Below are 20895 nucleotides of genomic sequence, written 5' to 3'. Positions count from 1 at the left end.
CTTTCTCGGCTGGCTGCACCCGGCGTCTGGTCGTCGACGACTGTCAGGCGGGTCTGCCGCCACGCGGCCGACTCGGTTATACTCGCAGGCTTTTCACCGAATTCGCACGAGTAGCCTGCCCATGGAAATCCAACCGATCCTGAACACCATCAAGGACCTCTCCGACCGCTCCCAGTCCATTCGGGGGTATCTTTGACTACGATCTCAAGCATGACCGCCTGATCGAAGTCAATCGCGAGCTGGAAGACCCCAACGTCTGGAACAAGCCTGAGTACGCCCAGGCCCTGGGCCGTGAGCGGTCCATGCTGGCGCAGGTCGTCGAGACCCTGGACAAACTGTCCAACGGGTTGGCTGACTGCAAGGACCTGCTGGACATGGCCGTCGAAGAGGGCGACGAAGGCGCTGTCGGCGACGTCGTGACCGAACTGCAAGGCCTGGAAGAACACCTGGCCCAGCTCGAGTTCCGTCGCATGTTCAGCGGCGAGATGGACATGAACAACGCCTACCTCGACATCCAGGCCGGCTCCGGCGGGACCGAGGCGCAGGACTGGGCCAACATCCTGTTGCGCATGTACCTGCGCTGGGCCGACAAGCGGGGCTTCGACGCTACCATCATCGAACTCTCCGAGGGCGAGGTGGCTGGCATCAAGGGCGCCACCGTGCACATCAAGGGCGAGTACGCCTTCGGCTGGCTGCGCACCGAGATCGGCGTGCACCGCCTGGTGCGCAAGAGCCCGTTCGACTCTGGTGCCCGCCGCCACACCTCGTTCTCGGCCGTGTTCGTCTCGCCCGAAATCGACGACAAGGTCGAAATCGAGATCAACCCATCGGACTTGCGCATCGATACCTACCGCTCCTCGGGCGCCGGTGGCCAGCACGTCAACACCACCGACTCGGCAGTGCGTATCACCCACGTGCCGACCAACACCGTGGTGGCGTGCCAGAACGAACGCTCCCAGCATGCCAACAAGGACACCGCCATGAAAATGCTGCGGGCCAAGTTGTACGAGCTGGAGATGCAGAAACGCAATGCGGCCTCGCAGGCGCTGGAAGACAGCAAGTCGGACATTGGCTGGGGCCACCAGATCCGCTCCTACGTGCTGGACGACTCGCGCATCAAGGACCTGCGTACCGGCGTCGAACGCAGCGACTGCCAGAAAGTGCTGGACGGTGACCTTGACCAGTACCTGGAAGCGAGCCTCAAGCAGGGGCTGTAAGCCACACCCTATCGCCGCGCCACCGGCCCCTTGCCGGTAGCGCGCGCCCTGCCCGCCAAGGGCAACGAATACCTGATGGAAACAAAGACGACATGAGCGACCTGAAGACCGAATCGCAAGACCTGCAACAGGAAGAGAACGCCCTGATCGCCCTGCGCAAGGAAAAGCTTGCCGCAGAACGCGCCAAGGGCAATGCCTTCCCCAACGACTTCCGTCGCGACAGCTACTGCAACGACCTGCAGAAACAGTACGCGGACAAGACCAAGGAAGAGCTGGAAGCAGCCGCGATCCCGGTCAAGGTAGCGGGCCGTATCATGCTCAACCGTGGCTCGTTCATGGTCATCCAGGACATGACCGGCCGTATCCAGGTCTATGTCAACCGCAAGACCCTGCCCGAAGAAACCCTGGCTGCGGTCAAGACCTGGGACCTGGGCGACATCATCAGCGCCGAGGGCACCCTGGCCCGCTCGGGCAAGGGTGACTTGTACGTCGAGATGACCCAGGTGCGCCTGCTGACCAAGTCGCTGCGCCCGCTGCCCGACAAGCACCACGGCCTGACCGACACCGAGCAGCGCTACCGCCAGCGCTACGTCGACCTGATGGTCAACGAAGAAACACGCCACACCTTCCGCGTGCGCTCGCAGGTCATCTCGCACATTCGCAAGTTCCTCATCGAACGCGACTTCCTCGAAGTCGAGACGCCGATGTTGCAGACCATCCCGGGCGGCGCAGCGGCCAAGCCGTTCGAAACCCACCACAACGCCCTGGACATGGCCATGTTCCTGCGTATCGCGCCTGAGCTGTACCTCAAGCGTCTGGTCGTCGGTGGCTTCGAGAAGGTCTTCGAAATCAACCGCAACTTCCGCAACGAAGGGGTTTCGACGCGCCACAACCCTGAGTTCACCATGCTTGAGTTCTACCAGGCCTACGCCGACTACCGCGACAACATGGACCTCACCGAGGAACTGTTCCGCGAGCTGGCGCAGCTGGTGCTGGGCTCTACCGATGTGCCGTACGGCGACAAGGTGTTCCACTTCGGCGAGCCGTTCGTGCGTCTGTCGGTGTTCGACTCGATCCTCAAGTACAACCCCGAGCTGACCGCTGCCGACCTGCAGGATGTCGACCGCGCCCGCGACATCGCCCGCAAGGCAGGGGCCAAGGTGCTGGGCCATGAAGGCCTGGGCAAGCTGCAGGTGATGATTTTCGAAGAGCTGGTCGAGCACAAGCTGGAGCAGCCGCACTTCATTACCGAGTACCCGTTCGAGGTTTCGCCGCTGGCCCGTCGCAACGACGAGAACCCTGCGGTGACCGACCGTTTCGAACTGTTCATCGGCGGGCGCGAAATTGCCAACGCCTACTCCGAGCTCAACGATGCCGAAGATCAGGCCGATCGCTTCCTGGCCCAGGTGGCCGAGAAGGATGCCGGTGACGACGAGGCCATGCACTACGACGCCGACTTCGTGCGCGCGCTGGAATATGGCATGCCGCCAACGGCGGGCGAGGGCATCGGCATCGACCGCCTGGTGATGCTGCTGACCAACTCGCCATCGATCCGCGATGTGATCCTGTTCCCGCATATGCGTCCGCAGGCCTGAGTGAAGTCGAAAAAGCCGCCTTTTCAGGCGGCTTTTTCTTGCCCGAAGCTTTATGTTGTCATCACCGGCCCGCTCGCGATTCAATCCCTTGCCAAGTGAATCTACGATTCCAATGCCTGGGGCCAGATCGGACGCGAACGGGCATGCTCCGACCAGACACCGTACATGAGGTACTCCATGACAACCGCCATGGCTCAACAAGGGGCTGCCGGCATCGCCACCGCCGTTGCCGAAAGCGTGCGTTACCAGGGTCGCAAGACGGCCCGACAAGGCAGCGAACAGCGCCGCCAACTGATTCTGGACGCCGCCATGCGCATCGTGGTGCGCGATGGCGTTCGGGGCGTGCGACACCGTGCCGTCGCCGCAGAGGCAGGGGTACCGCTGTCGGCCACCACCTACTACTTCAAGGATATCGAGGACCTGCTCACCGACACGTTCGCCCAGTACGTCGAGCGCAGCGCCGCCTACATGGCCAAGCTCTGGCTCAACACCGAAGCGGTGCTGCGCCAACTGCTGGCCCAGGGCGACGGCAGCCCCCAGGCACGGGCAAAACTGGCCGATGAAGTGGCGCGCATGATGGCCGATTATGTGCAGCGCCAACTGCTCACCCGCCGCGATTTCATGATGGCCGAGCAGGCGTTTCGCCAGGAAGCGCTGTTGTGCCCGCGCCTGGCCGAGCTGGTGTGTGCCCACGAGCAGATTCTGCTGCACGGTACGCGCCAGCTGCTGCAAGTCGTTGGCTCGCGGCAGCCGGAACAGGATGCACAGATGTTGACGGCGATTATCGAGCAGATGGAATATCAGGGCCTGCTCAAGCACGCCGAGGCGCAGGCCGATGGGCCGATGCTGGCAATGCTTACCCGATACCTGCAGTTGGTGCTGGCGTCGGATTGAGCCCGACCTTTTCGAGGAAGAAAACCTGATGAAAGCCTGGCGTGTGGTGCTGTTGACGCTGTCATTCCTGATGCTGGGCGGTTGTCTGGTGACGTTTTCCGAACCGCTGCCAGGCAAGTCCTCGGCACCCAGGGGGCTTGTGGGCAGCTGGATCACCAAGGACGCCTGGGGCGAGCCGCTGAAGCTGGTCATCACGCGTGCCGACGCAGGGGCCTACAAGGCGGTAGCTACACCCAAGGGCAAATCTGCGCAGACCTATGTGTTCAACGTGGCCCAGCAGGGTAATCGCTGGTACCTGTCGGCGCGGGTGCCGGGCGAATTTGGGGGCAACTACGTGATCGGTGGTTTCGATATCGTCGATGGCAAGGAGCTGGTGGTCTATAACCTCGATGTGCAGCAAGTGCAGCAGGCCTTGGGCAGCAAGGAATTGAGCGGGCACAGCACCGAAGTGGCGCAGGACAACGGCGAGGGTGTGCTGGTGGACAGCCCGCCAGAGCGAGTCCTGGCCTACCTCAACGACCCCGCGAATTCGGACCTGTTCGTGGAGGCGGTGCGTTTCAAACGCGCTGGCAAGTGACAGGGCAGGTCTCGGGTGATTCGCGGGTGCGTCAACGGCGCGCGCCCACCCAGGCTGCTCGACACCTGAGTGGCCCGACACGAGCGGACATGGCTTGGCCTGACGGCCGATAAGGATTTCTTTGTGGACGAGTACCAGCAAACCATTCGCGCCCTGTCCGACCGTATCGTGGCCGCGCAAACGCCGATTCGCGTGCTCGATGCAGTCAAGTGGGACGATGGCATCCGCCGCGGCTTCTTCGAGGGCAAGGGCAAGGTGCCGCCTGCCGTGGACCGCGCCTATTATCAGGCGCGCTCACTTGGGTTCGACTCCAGCGCAGTGAAAGCGGAGTTCCAGGCCATCGAGCGTGACATCATCCGCCAGCTTGGCCAGTTCAGCCCCGTGGGGCAGATCATGAAACGCATGTGCCGCGAGTACCGCATGGTAGTGCGCATGCTCGAGGCCAGGGGCACGGAAGATTTCGGTCTGATTTCCCAGGAGCTGTACGGCGCTGCCTCCGACGTTTTCCATGCCGGTGACCCGACCCTGGCCGACCTTGGCCTGATGCTGTCGGACTACCTGAACAACATCGATGGGCGCGGCGACCTCAAGGACGAGCCGAAGAACCTGACGGCCAAGCAAGCGGTGGATATTCTCCAGTGCCGGTTGAACAAGGTGTTCGGCGAAGCCGAAGGGACCATCCGCGTGTTCGAGTCCGACGGCATCGTGGCCGATGCCGCCGCCGGTGCCGACTACATCAAGGTTCGTGCCGATGCCATGTTCAACGCGCGTGATGTACGGGCCTTGGAAGTCCACGAGGGGCTGGTGCATGTGGGCACCACACTCAACGGCCTGAACCAGCCCATCTGTACGTTCTTGGCCAAGGGCCCGCCTTCCTCGACGGTGACCCAGGAAGGCCTGGCCATCCTGATGGAAGTCATCGCTTTCGCCTCCTACCCCAGCCGCCTGCGCAAACTGACCAACCGGACCCGCGCCATACACATGGTCGAGGACGGTGCAGACTTCATGCAGGTGTACCAGTTCTTCCGAGAGCAGGGCTTCGACATGGGGCAGAGCTACAGCAACGCCAGCCGGGTATTCCGTGGGTCGGTGCCCAATGGCTTGCCATTTACCAAGGACTTGTCCTACCTCAAGGGCTTCATCATGGTTTACAACTACATTCAGTTGGCCGTGAAGAAGGGCAAGCTGGAGCAAATACCGCTGCTGTTCTGCGGCAAGACCACCCTCGAAGACATGCGCACCCTGCGCCAGCTCGTCGAGGAGGGCCTGGTGGAGCCGCCCAAGTACCTGCCTGAGCAATTCCGCGACCTGAACGCCTTGTCGGCCTGGATGTGCTTTTCCAACTTCCTCAACCACCTGAGCCTGGACCGTATTGAAACCGACTACGCGAACATCCTTTAACGGGCTGCGCCTGCTGACGGCAGGCATGCTGCTGGTGCTGCTGGGCGGGTGCAGCGGCTTGCTGTTCTACCCTGAGCGAGGCCAGGCGTTCACGCCTGAGCGGGCCAGGCTCGCCTACAGCGATGTCACCCTGGTTGCCGCCGACGGTGTGCGCCTGCACGCTTGGTGGCTGCCGGCCAAGCAAGGTGTGGCGGTCAAGGGCACGGTGCTGCACCTGCACGGCAATGGGGGCAATCTGCCCGGTCACCTGGGCGGCAGCTACTGGTTGCCGGAGCAAGGTTACCAGGTGCTGATGATCGACTACCGAGGCTACGGACTGTCCGAGGGCAAGCCGCGGCTACCTGAGGTCTATCAGGATATCGCTGCCGCCATGGCCTGGCTCGATCAGTCCCCGCAGGTCAAGGGCAAGCCTCTGGTGTTGCTGGGGCAGAGTCTGGGCGGTGCCATGGCCATCCACTACCTGGCGGCCCATCCCGAGCAGCGCGAACGCTTCAGCGCTCTGGTGTTCGACGGCGTTCCTGCCAGCTACCGAGCGGTGGGCCAGTACGCCTTGAGTACATCGTGGATGACCTGGCCACTTCAGGTGCCCTTGTCCTGGCTGGTGCCCGATGCCGATAGCGCCGTCGAGTCCGTCGGGCAGCTGACCAGCCCGCCCAAGCTCTTTTTCCACAGCATCGATGACGACCTGGTGCCGATGAACAATGTCATCCGCCTGTATCAGCAGGCGCCGCCGCCTCGAGTGCTGCAGTTGACCCGAGGTGGGCATGTGCAGACGTTCGCCGACCCCACCTGGCGCCAAGTGATGCTGCGTTTTCTGGATGATCCCAGCCATTTCACCGGCCTGCGGCGGCTTGCCGAAGTGCCCAATGCCAATGACGAGAAAAACCCGCAATGAGCGAAGAACGCAACGCCATACCGCTGATTCTCACAGGAGTCGGCAGCATCATCGTGACGGTGGGGGCCCTGTGGTACTACGGTTACCTGCACTTCGCCAAGCCTGAGGATGCCTTGTTGCTGCAAGACTTCACCATGCTCAAGACGGTACCGGGCGAAGACTACAAGGTGTCATTGGAGCCGGCAGCGCAGGTGGCCCAGTGCGCCGAGGGTGTGCTGGTCCTGTTCGACACCCAGCAAAAAGGCCTCAGTGGCGTGCTGGTCGACAGTCGTAAGCGCGCCGTGCGCTGTGTGGGCGCAGATACGCCGCAGCAGGTGCGATAGGTCTTCGTGGCTAACCGGTAGCAGCAAAAAAGAACCCCGCGCTGGAGGAACGCTCCAGCGCGGGGTTCTTCGTCCTGCCGTGCGGCGTTACTTCATCGAAGAACGCGGTGCAACAGGCTGGTTGTCGTTGGAGATGGTGACTTCCACGCGACGGTTTTGGGCGCGGCCCGAGTTGCTGGAGTTATCCGCTACCGGATACTCCTTGCCGTAGCCTTGGGCAACGATGCGAGCTGGGTCTACGCCTGCGCGGACCAATGCCATGCGCACGCTGCCGGCGCGACGCTCGGACAGGGACTGGTTGTAGCTGGCCGAGCCGACGCTGTCGGTGTAACCCTCGACGATCACCTTGCGTTCAGGGTTTTCCTGAAGGAACTGAGCCAGCTTGGTGATGTTCGGGTAGGCATTGCTCTTGAGCTCAGCCTTGTTGAAGTCGAACAGCACGTCGCCGAAGGTCACCAGGGTGCCGCGGTCGGTCTGCTTGGCGTTCAGGCTCTGCTGCAGCTTGGCGATCTGGGCGTCACGGGCGTCCAGCTTGGCCTGAGCGCGCAGCGCGGCGGCGTTTTTCAGGTCACCTTCGGCGGTGCGCAGGGCGATGGTCTGCTTGGCCACTTCAACGCGCTGGTTGGTCAGGTAGGCCAGTTGGTCGACCTTCTGCTCGTCTTCACGGTCCATGTAGGCCTTGTCGGCCTTGTTCAGCCAGTCCTGGGCGTCCTTGGTTTCAAGGGCAGCCACTTTGCTGGCCTGCGGATCGCTCTGCAGGGACGAGAAGTTGGTGCGAGCCGCTTCCAGGTTGGCGTTCGGGTCGTGCGAGCAGGCAGCGAGACCGACGCTCAGGGCCAGGAGGGCGGGAATCATGACGTGTTTGCGCATAGTGTTCATCCTTTGATCGAGTGCGAAGGCTAAGGGAGACAGGGCAGGGCTCACTGAGCGCTGCGCAGGCCTTCCTCACGTACGTCCTGGGCGCCTTGACGGGCGTCCTGCACGGCCTTCTGGGCCTTGGCCGCCTGGGCCTTACGTTCGGCGAGACGCGCGTCCCATTCGGCCTGTTCGGCCAGACGCTTGGCTTCGTCGTACTTCTTGTCATGCATGGCGATTTCGGCCTGCTTGAACTTGTCCTGAGCGGCTTTCATTTCGACAGCAGCGTACTCGGTGCCGCCTGCGCTGACGGCAGAGTTCACGGCGGACTGGGTCACAGCGTACTGTTCGGTAGGCGGGTTGCCTGCACAGCCAGCCAGGACCAGGCTACTGCCCAGGGCCAGCGCGGCCAGCTTGAACCCGCGCACGTAAGTGGATGAAGGTTTGACAGTGCGGGTTTTCATGGTGGTCAGCTCCATTGGATCACTCCTGATAATGACGATGTCCGTAGCAGTCCATCGCTCATCCCCCGGACCGTTTTCATGCGCTTGAGCTCGATGGCGCACAAGTACCGGTGTGCAGGGTTTTAGCGTGATGGCTATTGGCTCCGACTGGAAGAATTTTCGAATAGTTCAGTAAAAAGTCCAGATTACGAGTAACTCTTTCTGACTAATCGGTCAGCTACAATCCAGCGGAACTTTTGCCCGCCCAAGCGGTTTTGGTCCTGATCGGCACCCGAAATCGTGGCCATGCGAAGATTATTTCTCATCGTTCTCAGCTTCAGTCAGGGCATGCAGATGCTGACGTGAAAGGGCGAGAAAACGAGGTGTGGGCCCTACGTCCTCGTACAGGGGATCGCCTTCCTCATCGGTGGCGATGACCTGATGCCCCTGCACGTAGGGGAAGCTTGCCTCCAGCTCCTCCAGCGCCGCACCGACCAATTCGCCAAGCAGCGCTTCGGCGGTACGCTTGGGGTACATGTCGATGAGCGCCGCAAGGCGCGCTTCGGACTCCAGATCAAGGTGCAACACATGTTCGGTACGGCTGAGGGTGCCGGCCGCGTTCTGTTCCCAGTGCTGGGCGAGTTCACGAATTTTCATGATGACCTCTGTTAGCGCCTGCTAGGGCATGCAAGGCATGAGAGTGGTGACCATCAACATTAGTTTGCTTTGGCTGCGCATGGCTTGCCATCGCCGCCTTGCTCTTGGCACTCTGGCAAGAGGTCGCGGCCTCATAGGCGGCGCGATGAGCCTAACAAGGCATGCCAGGCGCTCGAGCTGCGCCACGGAGAGGGCCAATGACCGATATCGATGTGCGTCTGCGTGAAGATGTCCATGTGCTGGGAGAGTTGCTCGGCGAGACTGTTCGTCATCAATATGGCGATGAGTTTTTGCAGAAGATCGAGGACATTCGCCACAGTGCGAAAGCTGATCGACGCAGTTCAGGCGAAGAACTCAGCTCGACCCTGGGTGACCTGGATGATGATGAGCTGTTGCCGGTGGCCAGGGCGTTCAACCAGTTCCTCAACCTGGCCAACATGGCCGAGCAATACCAGCTGATACGGCGTCGCGATGCCGATCAGCCCGAGCCTTTCGAGGCGCGCGTGCTGCCTGAGCTGCTGGCCCGCCTCAAGCAGGCCGGCCATGACGATCAGGCCCTGGCGCAGCAGCTGGCTGACCTGGATATCCAGCTGGTGCTCACCGCGCACCCTACCGAAGTCTCGCGACGTACCCTGATCCAGAAGTACGACGCCATCGCCGCCCAGCTGGCCGCCCAGGATCATCGCGACCTGACGCCTGCCGAAACCGCGCAAATCCGCGAGCGCTTGCGCCGTCTCATTGCCGAGGCCTGGCATACCGAAGAGATACGCCGCACGCGCCCAACGCCCGTGGATGAGGCCAAGTGGGGCTTCGCCGTGATCGAGCACTCGTTGTGGCAGGCCATCCCCAACCACCTGCGCAAAGTCGATCATGCCTTGCACGAGGCGACCGGCCAGCGTCTGCCACTGACGGCAGCCCCCATCCGCTTCGCTTCGTGGATGGGCGGTGACCGGGACGGCAACCCCAATGTCACCGCCAAGGTCACCCGAGAAGTCCTGCTGCTGGCGCGCTGGATGGCAGCGGACCTGTTCCTGCGCGACATCGATGCACTGGCGGCAGAACTTTCCATGCAACAGGCCAGTGCTGCCTTGCGCGAGCACGTGGGCGACAGTCCGGAGCCTTACCGTGCGCTGCTCAAGCAACTGCGCGACCGCTTGCGGGCAACACGCAGTTGGGCGCATTCGGCTCTGTCTGCCAGCGTACCGCCTGGGCCTGACGTGCTGGTGGACAACCGCGAGCTGGTTGCACCGTTGCAGTTGTGTCACCAGTCGCTGCATGACTGCGGCATGGGCATCATTGCCGATGGCCCGCTGCTGGACTGCCTGCGCCGGGCCGTGACCTTCGGCCTGTTCCTGGTCAGGCTGGACGTGCGCCAGGATGCCGCGCGCCACCGTGATGCGTTGAGCGAAATCACCGAGTACCTGGGCATGGGCCGGTATGCCGACTGGGATGAGGAACAGCGTATCGGCTTCCTGCAACAGGAGCTGGCCAACCGCAGGCCACTGCTGCCAGCCCACTTCGAGCCTCAGGACGAGACGGCCGAGGTTCTGGCCACCTGCCGGGAAATCGCCGCTGCGCCAGGCGCCTCGCTGGGCTCGTATGTGATTTCAATGGCAGGTGCCGCGTCGGACGTGCTGGCGGTGCAATTGCTGCTCAAGGAGACCGGCCTGGCCCGCCCGATGCGGGTGGTGCCGCTGTTCGAAACCCTGGCCGACCTGGATAACGCGGGCCCTGTGATGCAGCGGCTGTTGGCGCTGCCCAGTTATCGCGCCGGGCTGCACGGCCCTCAGGAGGTTATGATCGGCTACTCCGACTCGGCCAAGGATGCGGGCACCACGGCCGCTGCCTGGGCCCAATACCGCGCGCAGGAAAGCCTGGTGCGCATTTGCGCCGAGCACCAGGTCGAGTTGCTATTGTTCCATGGCCGGGGCGGTACGGTGGGGCGCGGCGGCGGCCCGGCTCACGCCGCCATTTTGTCGCAACCTCCGGGTTCGGTGGCGGGGCGATTCCGCACCACCGAACAAGGGGAGATGATCCGCTTCAAATTCGGCTTGCCCGGCATAGCCGAGCAGAACCTCAACCTCTACCTGGCCGCCGTGCTCGAAGCCACGCTGCTGCCACCGCCGCCCCCGCAGCCGGCGTGGCGCGACCTCATGGACCAGATGGCTGCCGATGGGGTCAAGGCTTACCGCGACGTGGTGCGTGAGCACCCGGATTTCGTCGAGTACTTCCGCCAGTCGACCCCCGAGCAGGAGTTGGGGCGCCTGCCGTTGGGCAGTCGCCCGGCCAAGCGACGTGCCGGCGGTATCGAAAGCCTGCGCGCCATCCCCTGGATCTTCGGCTGGACCCAGACCCGACTGATGCTGCCAGCCTGGCTGGGTTGGGAAACGGCACTGAACAATGCGCTGGCCGCCGGGCAGGGCCCGTTGCTTGCGCAGATGCGCGAGCAGTGGCCGTTTTTCCGCACGCGCATCGACATGCTGGAGATGGTCCTGGCCAAAGCCGATGCACAAATTGCAGAGGCCTACGACCAACGTCTGGTGCAACCGCACCTGCTGCCTTTAGGTGCGCAACTGCGCGACCTATTGTCGCAGTCGTGCCAGGTGGTGCTGAACCTGACTGGGCAGCAGGTGCTACTGGCGCATAGCCCTGAAACGCTGGAATTCATCCGCCTGCGCAACACGTACCTGGACCCGCTGCATCGGCTACAGGCAGAACTGCTGGCCCGTTCGCGTAACCGCCAGGCCGCTCTGGACAGCCCGCTGGAGCAGGCATTGCTGGTGACCATCGCCGGTATTGCCGCAGGGCTGCGCAACACCGGTTGAGGGGAGGGGGCAGGTCTGCTCCAGAACGGCGCAGGGGGGCACCGAACAGCTGCGGTACGGGGGTTGCGCTGGGCGCAACCACTTGCCCGCTCGACCTGAAGTGGTGCATTCATGCAACTTTGGGACGCTTGTCGGGCTGGCAGGCGCTGTGTATCTTGAGCAGCCTTCTGACCGATTCATGGTCATACCGAATTTCCGGACTTGGCCCTGGTTGCCGAATCCATTGAATTGCATACAAAAATTTGAGGAGCACAAGATGCGCGTAATTCTGCTGGGAGCTCCCGGGGCCGGTAAAGGTACTCAGGCAAAGTTCATCACCGAAAAGTTCGGTATTCCACAGATCTCCACTGGTGACATGCTGCGTGCTGCGGTCAAGGCCGGCACGCCCCTGGGCCTTGAGCTGAAAAAAGTCATGGATGCCGGCCAGCTGGTCTCCGACGAGTTGATCATCAGCTTGGTCAAAGAGCGCATCGCCCAGCCTGATTGCGCCAACGGTTGCCTGTTCGACGGGTTCCCGCGCACCATCCCGCAGGCAGAGGCCATGGTCGCTGCAGGCGTGGATATCGATGCCGTGGTCGAGATCGCCGTGGACGACGAAGAAATCGTTGGCCGCATGGCAGGCCGCCGTGTGCACCTGGCCTCGGGCCGTACCTACCATATCCAGTACAACCCGCCGAAGGTCGATGGCAAGGACGATGCCACCGGCGAAGACCTGATCCAGCGCGATGACGACAAGGAAGAAACCGTTCGCCATCGCCTGTCGGTCTACCACAGCCAGACCAAGCCACTGGTGGACTTCTACCAGAAGCTGTCGGCTGCCAACGGTGGCAAGCCCAAGTACAGCCACATCGAAGGTGTGGGCTCGGTGGAGGCGATTACTGCCAAGGTGCTGGCCGCGCTGAGCTGATCGGCACGTTGTCATTGAACGACGGCCCGCTTGCGGGCCGTCGTCGTTTTTGGCCTCGTGCGATGCTGTGGTATCCCTGGCGGCCCACACGGAGGGGGTTTGGGACACGAAGGCGCCGCTGCTCTATACTCCCGCTTTTTTCCACTCACACCTGGATACCTGTTCGATGACCACCTTGTTGGCCCTGGATACCGCTACCGAAGCCTGTTCCGTTGCACTGCTGCATAACGGCGAGGTAACCAGCCACTACGAGGTGATCCCGCGCATGCATGCCCAGAAGTTGCTGCCGATGATCAAGCAGCTGCTGGCCGAATCCGGCGTCGCCCTGGGCACGGTCGATGCCATTGCGTTCGGCCGTGGCCCGGGTGCGTTCACTGGCGTGCGCATTGCCATCGGCGTGGTACAAGGGCTGGCTTTCGCCCTGGAGCGGCCCGTATTGCCGGTGTCCAACCTCGCCGCGCTGGCCCAGGGCGCATTGCGTCAACAGGGTGCCCAGCAAGTGGCCGCCGCCATCGACGCGCGTATGGACGAGGTGTACTGGGGCTGCTATCAGGCCGTAGCGGGGGAAATGCGCCTGCAAGGCGATGAAGCGGTACTGCCACCTGAACGCGTGGCGTTGCCAGCCGGGGCACAAGGACTTTGGTTTGGGGCAGGCACGGGCTGGGGCTATGCCGAGCGCCTGGCGGTCACTGTTGGCGCAAGCGACCCCTCTGCCTTGCCCAGCGCCCTTGATGTACTGAGCCTGGCCCGCTTTGCCTGGGATCGGGGTGAGGCCATCGCAGCCGAGCAGGCCCAGCCGATCTACCTGCGTGACAACGTGGCCACGCCCAAAAAACAGTGAGGCTGTTCGTCGCGCGCTCTCGATAGTGCTACAACCTTTTGCACAAACTGTGGTCAAGTTCTCAATCGAGCGTTAGCGGCGGGCCATCAATGCTGCTAAATTGCCATCATTGGTCCCGGGTGCTCATGCCATGCGTGTCGACGGTTTCTCATCACAGTCCTTTCCGATCAAGCGTACGCCGCGCAAGGCGGCCGTGCATGATGAAGTGGCCGATGATGTCGAACTGGTAGAAGAGGCTGCCATGGCACCTCAGGAGCCTGCTGCTCGTCGCCGTGCCAGCACGCTGCCAGCCCGTCAGCAAGACATGGTGTTCCCCCGCGCCCGTGACCGGCGCACCGCCTCGGCCCTTGCCAGTTACCTGAGCACAGCAGGCTTTACTGACTGGGACATGGAAGTACTGGGGCTCGACCTGTACATTTGACGGATGAGCCTGCCGTCCATCCCCTATTTCATTGGTTGCCCGTCGTGGAGCGAAAACGCCTGGCGAGAGTACCTGTACCCTGCTGACGCCAGCGCCGCGCAGATGCTTGGGCTGTACAGCCAGGTATTCAATGCCGTCGAAGGCAACACCACGTTCTATGCCAGGCCATCACCTGCCACGGTGGCCCGGTGGGCGACAACGATGCCGGCGCATTTTCGCTTCACGGCCAAGTTCCCCCGCGACATCAGCCACGGTGGCGACCTGCGCGACCATCTCGAACCTGCCTTTGACTTCATTCGCCTGATGGCGCCGCTCGGGGCACGCGTGTCTCCTTACTGGCTGCAGTTGCCCGCTTTGTATGGGCCGGGGCGACTGGAAGAGCTGAGCCAGTTTCTGGAGCAGGTGGGCGTGAGCGTGGCGGTGGAAGTGCGTCACCCGGCGTTCTTCGCCAAAGGTGAGGAAGAACGCGCGCTCAACCGGCTGCTGGCCAAGTTGGGCGTCGAGCGGGTATGTCTCGACCCGAGAGCGTTGTTCAGCTGCACTTCCACGGACCCTGCCATCGTGCACGCCCAGTCCAAGAAACCCAATGTTCCACCACGACCAGCTGCTTTCACTCAGCATCCGCAGGTGCGCTTCATCGGCCATCCGGCGCTTGAATACAACGAACCCTTCCTGACCCCTTGGGTGGACAAGCTGGCCGCATGGATCGAGGAGGGGCGCAGCCCGTACATCTTCTTGCATACGGCTGACAACCGCCTGGCGGCCGCGTTGGCTCAGCGTTTCCACCAGCGGCTCATGCAGCGCCTGCCTGGGCTGGCCGCACTGCCGGAATTGCCGCGAGCGCCGGAGGTCGAACAGCTGGGTCTACTTTGATTTCTTCCCGACTGCCGGAGTGCTTGATCATGGATGTGCAAACCCTGCGAGCCGAAGCCTTCAAGGCCTTGCATCAACGCGATGGCGTCTTCGTCATGCCCAACCCCTGGGACGCAGGTTCAGCCAAGCTGCTGGCCAGCCTGGGTTTCGAGGCCTTGGCCAGCACCAGCGCCGGGCTTGCCTTCAGCCTGGGGCGGCCGGATGCCGAAGGGGCGCTGAGCCTCGATGACGTGCTGGACAACGCAGGCGAAATCGTCGACGCCACCGCGTTGCCGGTCGCTGCGGACCTTGAGAACGGCTTCGGGAATTCGCCCGAGGATTGCGCCCAGGCCATCCTGCGCGCTGCAGAGGCGGGGCTGGTCGGTGGCTCCATCGAGGACGCCAGTGGCCGCGCCGCGACGCCCATCTATGAACGGGGCCTTGCGGTGGAGCGTGTCCGTGCTGCCGTGCAGGTGGCGCGCAGCCTGCCGTTTCCGTTCACCCTGTGCGCGCGCGCGGAAAACCTGCTGCACGGGCGCCAGGACCTGGACGACACCATCGAGCGCCTGCAAGCGTTCGCCGAGGCGGACGCCGACGTGCTCTACGCCCCTGGCCTGCGTACGGCCGAGGAAGTGCGGGCAGTGGTGCAGGCGCTGGCCCCGCGCCCGGTGAACGTGCTGATGGGCATGGCTGGGGTGCCGTTGTGCGTCAACCAGCTTCAGGACCTGGGTGTACGGCGCATCAGCGTGGGTTCGTCGATGGCGCGTGCGGCCTTTGGCGCCTTGCAGCGTGCAGCGCAGGAAATCCGTGAGCAGGGTACTTTCGGCTACGCCGAAGAGGCCTTGCCGTTCGACCAGCTCAATGACCTGTTCCGTCGCGGATGAAGGTCGTTCTGGCGCTTCTGGGCGTACTGGCGCTGGCGGCCGGCCAGGCGTGGCACCTGGGCTGGCGCCCGCCTGCGCAGTGGAACCCGCTGGCCCCCTTGGACGTCAGCCAGCCGCCCAACTGGCTCACTGGCTTCAAGCTCAAGCGCCTGCGCGACGACCCGGCGCTTTGCCAGCAGGCGCTTCAGAGCAGTCAACTGCGCTACCGGGCGCAGGCTGACAGCCCTGCTTCGGCCAAATGCCCGCTGAGCAATGTCTGGCGTATCGAGGGTGGCCAGGCCCGCCTGAGCAGCAGTTTCCTGGCCAGTTGCCCGCTGGCGGTCGCCTACGCCTTGTTCGAGCGCCATGGCCTGCAGCCGGTGGCTCAGCGCGTGCTGGGCCAGCCGGTGGTGCAGGTCGATCACCTGGGCAGCTTTGCCTGCCGCAACGTCTACAACCGCAAGGCAGGGCGCTTGAGCCAGCATGCCAGCGCCAACGCTCTGGACATTGCAGGGTTTCGTCTGCGCGACGGCCAACGTATCGTTCTGGCGCGCGACTGGCAGGGGAGCGGGGACAAGGCGGTGTTCCTGCGTGAGGTACGTCAGGCAGCGTGCGAGCACTTCAGCACGGTTCTGGGGCCGGAGTACAACGCCGCGCACCGCGATCACTTTCACGTGGACATGGGTCGTTGGCAGGTGTGCCGTTAGCCTCAGGCGTAGGCGCGCACATTGTTCAACACCACTGGGCGCGCCCAGTGCATGTCGAAGGCCAGGTCGTGCTGCTGGCGTGCCAGGGTCGGCTCATCGAACGGTTCGGGGGCCGGGTCCAGCAGGGTGCTGTCGAATTCGGCGATCGGCAGGAACAGCGGCCGTGGCGCAGGGCCGGGACCCGGCTCGGCGACCGGTTGGCCCTGGCGGGCGACCACGGGCCGAACCCAACTGTTGTCGATATCGAGCTGGCGCTGCTGCTCGATCATTTCCAGCGCACCGAACGGCTCAGGGGCAGGCGGCAGCAGGTTGGCCTCCAGTTCGGCCTTGGGCAGGAACAACGGCTCGGGCGGCGCGACCACCGTGTCTTGCACCGGGCAGGCGCGTTGTGCGTCGATCAGCGCCAAGGCACGCGCACCGCCAACAGGTTCTCCGCTGTCCTGGTCGTACTGCACGAATGACTGGCTGACGCTGTCGACGGGCGTTTCAGGCTGCTCGGCCATTGCCCGGGCGAAGAAATCCTGCCACAGGTGGCTGACGCCCCCCAGTGCCTGGGTATTGTGCTGACTGTAGTTGTCGACAGGCGACAGGTAGGTCAAGCCGATAGGAAGAATTTCTGACATGGCAGTCGCGCGCGTTGTGCTCTGGCAGAATAGCGGGATATTGCCTGTATCGGCCGTGGCTGCTGATTCATTAAGGCTTGGTTTGATTTTTAGGTGTAGACGATGGAAGAGCAAGGTGCGGGTATCAGGGTCGAGGCGATGTCGGCTGAGTACGCGGAGCAGGCCAAGGGTTGGGCTGAACGCCTAGGCCTGCCGCTACAGGACGAGAGCGCCGGCTTCGCCGTGCAGATCGGCGCTGACGGCTTGCAGATCCAGCAGCTGGGGCCGCAGGCCCCGGGGCCGGTACGGGTCGACTTCGTCGAAGGCCAGGCCGCGCACCGGCGCCAGTTTGGCGGTGGCAACGGGCAGATGATCGCCAAGGCGGTGGGCATCGCCCAAGGCATACGGCCGCAGGTGCTGGATGCCACGGCGGGGCTGGGCAAGGATGCGTTCGTGCTGGCCAGCCTGGGCTGCCAGATAACCCTGATCGAGCGCCAGCCGCTGATCGCCGCGTTGCTGGAAGATGGCCTGGCGCGCGCCCGTGCGGATGAAGAGGTGGGCCCGATTGTCGGGCGCATGCGCCTGCTGGCCGGCAACGCCATCGAGCGTATGCGCGCCTGGGAAGGCGAGGCACCACAGGTCATCTACCTCGACCCGATGTTCCCGCACCGCGACAAGAGCGCTCTGGTGAAAAAGGAAATGCGCGTGTTCCGGCCCTTGGTGGGTGATGACCTGGATGCCCCGGCCCTGCTTGAAGCTGCCCTGGCGCTGGCCAGCCACCGGGTGGTGGTGAAGCGCCCGCGCAAGGCACCGATCATCGACGGGCCGAAGCCGAGCCATAGCCTGGAGGGCAAGTCGAGCCGGTATGACATTTACCCCAAGAAGGCGTTGAAAGCTTAAAAGGAAATGTATCGGCCAGTGTGATCATTCCCGAAGTCTGCGGAGATCTTCCCGTAGTGCATCCATGATTGCATCCTCGTTTTCCTCATAGAATGCGAGACTAACTTGGGAGTCGACGGAAGGTCGGCGACTTGGACTTGGACTTGGACTTGGACTTGAACTTGGACCTGGAGGCGGGGTTTGGGAGTCTGGTACCAGAGCCAGGCTGACGGCCACCTCGTTCCGCGTATATCGCCATTTTGACGAGCGTGTAGCCGAATACATGTCGTATAGCATTTTTTCCTTATCAAGCCTCTCGATAATATGATTTGCGTGCTGGATCTTCTCTGTGCGCCCCCGATCGGTCGCATCACTCAGCATAGTCCTTGCACCTGATAGGCGTTTCTTTAGCGATTTGCCGAGCGCCATGTGTTCGTTAGCGGACAAGCTGGAGTTGGGGGTGTATAGCTTGGGTGAAAGCTTTTGATAGGAGTATCCGCCTTTTCGCCACTTGAAGAACGAAGTATATCGGCCACTTGGGTCCGACCGGTTAATCGGGTCATTGCTGCAGTAGGCGTAAGCATTGATTCCCCCTTTTCCAAATGGTGACAAGCTGTCCACACTGTAAAAGCGCATCAGCTCTGGATTGAACAGGCGGTGACCATTACCCAGCAAGTAGCCTATGGCGGCGGGTAACCAACTCTGGCCTGTGAATCGAGATAACAAGGGATTGTCAGGCGGGCTACTGTCATTGCCGTAGGGGCCGTAGTTAATGGTCGTCTGGCTTTCTGAGACAATGCTGACGGTCGACGATTGTGCGTCTGTAGCCAGGAGGCTCGCTTGCGAAGGTCGGCTTGTCGTTTCGCATAGGTTCTGGCTATTGGCGCTGAGCACTGTCTGGTGAGTACTGCCTGTATACAAAGTCGAAAGCTTATTGCCTTTGTAAAAGATCTTCAGTGTTCGCGCTTTCATGGGGGTGTGCTCATAGTCGTAGAGGATACGAGCTTGTTGAAGAGTTTCAGGGTTGACTACTGGCAATAATGCCAGTAGTCATGGGCGTGTTGGTTAAACAGGCTCTGGCCAATTGGCGAGCGTGGTCCGCGCAGGATCGGCCTTGTATCGCGAAAGGGCTGCAAGGCAGCCCGTGATTCCAGCGTTGTCGCGAATATTGCTGGGGCTCTACGGCCTTTTCGCGACACAAGGCCGCACACAAAGGCCCGTTTACGCCTCAGGGTTTGAATGCCCGCAAGAATACCCCCACCACCTCGCGTACATGCACCTCGGCCTCATCCTCCTCCAGCGGCGCTGCGCACCCCAGCAATAACCGGTAATCCGGTGCCCCCTTGACCAGGCAGAAGAAGTGCTCCGCCGCACGCAGCGGGTTGTCTATGCGCAGTAGCCCGCGCTCATGGGCCGCACGCAGCAGCGCTTCCATTCCGGCCAGCACGCGTTTGGGCCCGGCTTCGTAAAAGTATTCGCCAAAGCTCGGGTCCAGGCTGCCCTGGGCCATGATCAGGCGGCTGAGCTTGACCGCTTCGTCACTGCTGATCAGTGCCTGGAAACCACGGGCAATTGTCAGCAGTACCTCTTCTACTGGTACACCTTCGGGGTACTCGAACAACAGGTCAGGCAGCTGGATCTGGCAGGTGGCCATGACCGCCGAGCAGAAAAGCGTCTGCTTGTCGGTGAAGTGGCTGTACACCGTAAGCTTCGATACACCTGCTGCTGCCGCGACCGCATCCATGCTGGTGCTTGCGTAACCCAGGCTCAGAAACAACGACTTGGCCGCTTCGAGAATGGCCTGGCGCTTGGCAAGGTCCTTTGGGCGGCCTGGGCCGCTGGAGACGTCATTGGACATTGGGATCTGCATCTACCTAGAAGGTTGCCTATCTTATACGGCTTGAGCTGGGCTCGCTGTCCTTGACCGCAATACCGTGAAAACGCTCCAAAAAAACTCGGGACGCTCTTCCCGCGCTCTGACGGCTGACTTACTATACCGGCCGGTTCAAATATTCGATCAGCATTTTGCGAAGGGATTCCCGATGTTGCACCGTGCCCTCAGCCTTGCCCTGCCCGTGGTCTTGTTGATGCTCACGGCGTGTAATCAGGAACCCGCCTCACCTGCGGTGGTCCGCCCCGCATTGGTGGTTCAGCCGCAGCCAGCCGAGGCGGTGGCGGATACTTATCCAGGCGAAGTCAGGGCGCGACTGGAACCGGAACTGGCTTTTCGCATCGGTGGCAAGGTCAGCAAGCGGCTTGTGGAAGAAGGGCAACGGGTCAAGCTCAACCAGCCGCTGGCCGAACTTGACCCGCAGGATGTGCGCCTTCAGTTGGAGGCTAACCGCGCGCAATTAGCCGGTGCCGAGGCCAACCTGGCGCTGGTGCGCACCGAGCGTGACCGTTACCAGAAACTGCTCGACAAGCAGATGATCAGCCACTCTCAGTACGACAACGCCGAAAACCTCTACCGCGCTGGAATCGCTCGGCTCAAGCAGACCAAGGCTGAGTTCGACGTGGCCGGCAACCAGGCAGACTACGCGGTGTTGCGTGCGCCCCAGGCAGGGGTGATAGCCAGGCGCCAGGTCGAGGTCGGTCAAGTCGTCGCTGCGGGGCAGACGGTATTCACCTTGGCAGCTGACGGCGAGCGCGAAGTGGCCATCGCCGTTCCCGAGCAGCAATACGCCCGCTTCGCCGTGGGCCAGCCTGTCACCGTGGAGCTGTGGTCGCACCCGGGGCAGCGCTTCGAAGGGCGGATCCGCGAGCTGTCGCCGGCCGCTGATCCTCGCTCCAGAACCTACGCGGCTCGGGTTGCCTTTACCTCCGCCGACGTGCCGGCAACCCTGGGTCAGAGCGCCAGGGTGTTCATCGCTCACCCAGGTCAGGCGGCGCTGTCGGTTCCCCTGTCGGCCGTCACGGCTGAAGCCGGCCAGGCGTACGTCTGGCGGGTCACTGGCGAGCACCGTGTGCAGCGGGTCACGGTGCAGCTTGGCGCCTACGGTACTGACAGCGTGCCTGTGCTGGCGGGGCTTACGGCTGACGACTGGGTGGTGGCAGCCGGCGGCCATGTACTGCGCGAAGGCCAGCAGGTGCGACCCGTGGACCGCGCCAACCGTGCCGTCGCCCTGACGGGCAAGGAGTAAC

22 protein-coding genes are annotated in these 20895 nt (G+C 62.7%); 16 read left to right on the top strand and 6 right to left on the bottom strand.

Annotation, left to right across the window (positions count from 1 at the left end):
- The first annotated feature begins 121 nt into the window (after positions 1 to 121).
- From prfB to FS777_RS15130, 7 genes are all read left to right on the top strand, one after another.
- Positions 122 to 1217 (top strand): peptide chain release factor 2 gene (prfB, locus tag FS777_RS15160; protein WP_100852119.1). Its coding sequence is split into 2 segments (ribosomal slippage): positions 122 to 193 and positions 195 to 1217, totalling 1095 coding nucleotides; the frame shifts between segments, so codons are not numbered across the junction.
- Between the two features lie 92 nt (positions 1218 to 1309).
- Positions 1310 to 2812, top strand: a complete 1503-nt coding sequence (lysS, locus tag FS777_RS15155) for a lysine--tRNA ligase (RefSeq protein ID WP_078479001.1) — start codon at positions 1310 to 1312, stop codon at positions 2810 to 2812.
- Positions 2813 to 3001: 189 nt separating this feature from the next.
- Positions 3002 to 3706: a TetR/AcrR family transcriptional regulator gene (locus tag FS777_RS15150; protein WP_058639564.1), complete on the top strand. Its 705-nt coding sequence runs from the start codon at positions 3002 to 3004 to the stop codon at positions 3704 to 3706.
- A gap of 28 nt (positions 3707 to 3734) precedes the next feature.
- The gene (locus FS777_RS15145; protein ID WP_058639550.1) at positions 3735 to 4283 is read left to right on the top strand and encodes a hypothetical protein; all 549 of its coding nucleotides are present in this window, start codon (positions 3735 to 3737) and stop codon (positions 4281 to 4283) included.
- Positions 4284 to 4406: 123 nt separating this feature from the next.
- Positions 4407 to 5684, top strand: a complete 1278-nt coding sequence (locus FS777_RS15140) for a flavohemoglobin expression-modulating QEGLA motif protein (RefSeq protein WP_058639549.1) — start codon at positions 4407 to 4409, stop codon at positions 5682 to 5684.
- Positions 5656 to 6579, top strand: a complete 924-nt coding sequence (locus tag FS777_RS15135; RefSeq protein ID WP_145256236.1) for an alpha/beta hydrolase — start codon at positions 5656 to 5658, stop codon at positions 6577 to 6579. The genes FS777_RS15140 and FS777_RS15135 overlap by 29 nt, the downstream gene beginning before the upstream one ends.
- Complete coding sequence (locus FS777_RS15130) at positions 6576 to 6902, top strand: hypothetical protein (RefSeq protein WP_058639547.1); 327 nt, start codon at positions 6576 to 6578, stop codon at positions 6900 to 6902. The genes FS777_RS15135 and FS777_RS15130 overlap by 4 nt, the downstream gene beginning before the upstream one ends.
- 87 nt (positions 6903 to 6989) lie before the next feature.
- Here FS777_RS15130 and FS777_RS15125 read toward each other — a convergent pair whose 3' ends face one another.
- From FS777_RS15125 to FS777_RS15115, 3 genes are all read right to left on the bottom strand, one after another.
- Positions 6990 to 7772, bottom strand: a complete 783-nt coding sequence (locus FS777_RS15125) for an OmpA family protein (RefSeq protein ID WP_058639546.1) — start codon at positions 7770 to 7772, stop codon at positions 6990 to 6992.
- Positions 7773 to 7822: 50 nt separating this feature from the next.
- Positions 7823 to 8236 carry a DUF4398 domain-containing protein gene (locus tag FS777_RS15120; RefSeq protein ID WP_023534068.1) on the bottom strand — a complete coding sequence of 138 codons (414 nt, stop codon included), beginning with the start codon at positions 8234 to 8236 and terminating at the stop codon, positions 7823 to 7825.
- A gap of 279 nt (positions 8237 to 8515) precedes the next feature.
- Complete coding sequence (locus FS777_RS15115) at positions 8516 to 8857, bottom strand: hypothetical protein (RefSeq protein ID WP_058639545.1); 342 nt, start codon at positions 8855 to 8857, stop codon at positions 8516 to 8518.
- 197 nt (positions 8858 to 9054) lie between these two features.
- Between FS777_RS15115 and ppc the strand changes: the two genes are divergently transcribed.
- From ppc to FS777_RS15080, 7 genes are all read left to right on the top strand, one after another.
- Positions 9055 to 11682 carry a phosphoenolpyruvate carboxylase gene (ppc, locus tag FS777_RS15110; protein ID WP_145256234.1) on the top strand — a complete coding sequence of 876 codons (2628 nt, stop codon included), beginning with the start codon at positions 9055 to 9057 and terminating at the stop codon, positions 11680 to 11682.
- Positions 11683 to 11938: 256 nt separating this feature from the next.
- Positions 11939 to 12589, top strand: a complete 651-nt coding sequence (gene adk, locus FS777_RS15105; RefSeq protein ID WP_078478997.1) for an adenylate kinase — start codon at positions 11939 to 11941, stop codon at positions 12587 to 12589.
- Between the two features lie 166 nt (positions 12590 to 12755).
- On the top strand, positions 12756 to 13430 hold the full coding sequence (tsaB, locus tag FS777_RS15100) for a tRNA (adenosine(37)-N6)-threonylcarbamoyltransferase complex dimerization subunit type 1 TsaB (RefSeq protein WP_058639543.1): 675 nt from the start codon (positions 12756 to 12758) through the stop codon (positions 13428 to 13430).
- Between the two features lie 130 nt (positions 13431 to 13560).
- On the top strand, positions 13561 to 13851 hold the full coding sequence (locus FS777_RS15095; protein ID WP_145256231.1) for a hypothetical protein: 291 nt from the start codon (positions 13561 to 13563) through the stop codon (positions 13849 to 13851).
- Positions 13852 to 13854: 3 nt separating this feature from the next.
- Positions 13855 to 14724 carry a DUF72 domain-containing protein gene (locus tag FS777_RS15090; protein ID WP_145256227.1) on the top strand — a complete coding sequence of 290 codons (870 nt, stop codon included), beginning with the start codon at positions 13855 to 13857 and terminating at the stop codon, positions 14722 to 14724.
- 29 nt (positions 14725 to 14753) lie between these two features.
- Positions 14754 to 15587, top strand: a complete 834-nt coding sequence (locus FS777_RS15085) for an oxaloacetate decarboxylase (protein ID WP_145256223.1) — start codon at positions 14754 to 14756, stop codon at positions 15585 to 15587.
- Complete coding sequence (locus FS777_RS15080) at positions 15584 to 16273, top strand: extensin family protein (RefSeq protein WP_145256220.1); 690 nt, start codon at positions 15584 to 15586, stop codon at positions 16271 to 16273. Before FS777_RS15085 ends, FS777_RS15080 begins: the two co-directional genes overlap by 4 nt.
- 2 nt (positions 16274 to 16275) lie before the next feature.
- Here the strand turns inward: FS777_RS15080 and FS777_RS15075 are convergent, their stop codons facing one another.
- On the bottom strand, positions 16276 to 16896 hold the full coding sequence (locus FS777_RS15075; RefSeq protein ID WP_058603739.1) for a hypothetical protein: 621 nt from the start codon (positions 16894 to 16896) through the stop codon (positions 16276 to 16278).
- Positions 16897 to 16998: 102 nt separating this feature from the next.
- Here FS777_RS15075 and FS777_RS15070 point away from each other — a divergent pair, with 102 nt between their 5' ends.
- Positions 16999 to 17775, top strand: coding sequence for a class I SAM-dependent methyltransferase (locus FS777_RS15070; RefSeq protein WP_058639538.1), 777 nt, complete (start codon positions 16999 to 17001; stop codon positions 17773 to 17775).
- A gap of 24 nt (positions 17776 to 17799) precedes the next feature.
- Here FS777_RS15070 and FS777_RS15065 read toward each other — a convergent pair whose 3' ends face one another.
- Positions 17800 to 18726, bottom strand: coding sequence for an RHS repeat-associated core domain-containing protein (locus tag FS777_RS15065; RefSeq protein ID WP_145256217.1), 927 nt, complete (start codon positions 18724 to 18726; stop codon positions 17800 to 17802).
- A 256-nt stretch (positions 18727 to 18982) separates the two neighbouring features.
- Entirely contained in the window at positions 18983 to 19624 is a 642-nt protein-coding gene (locus tag FS777_RS15060) for a TetR/AcrR family transcriptional regulator C-terminal domain-containing protein (RefSeq protein WP_145256214.1), read from the bottom strand.
- A 172-nt stretch (positions 19625 to 19796) separates the two neighbouring features.
- Between FS777_RS15060 and FS777_RS15055 the strand changes: the two genes are divergently transcribed.
- Positions 19797 to 20894: an efflux RND transporter periplasmic adaptor subunit gene (locus FS777_RS15055; RefSeq protein WP_145256211.1), complete on the top strand. Its 1098-nt coding sequence runs from the start codon at positions 19797 to 19799 to the stop codon at positions 20892 to 20894.
- Position 20895: the final 1 nt, after the last annotated feature.

This window comes from Pseudomonas sp. DE0157 (assembly GCF_007678615.1).
GTDB classification, from domain to species: Bacteria; Pseudomonadota; Gammaproteobacteria; order Pseudomonadales; family Pseudomonadaceae; genus Aquipseudomonas; species Aquipseudomonas parafulva_B.
This window is presented reverse-complemented; position numbering and strand designations above follow the sequence as displayed.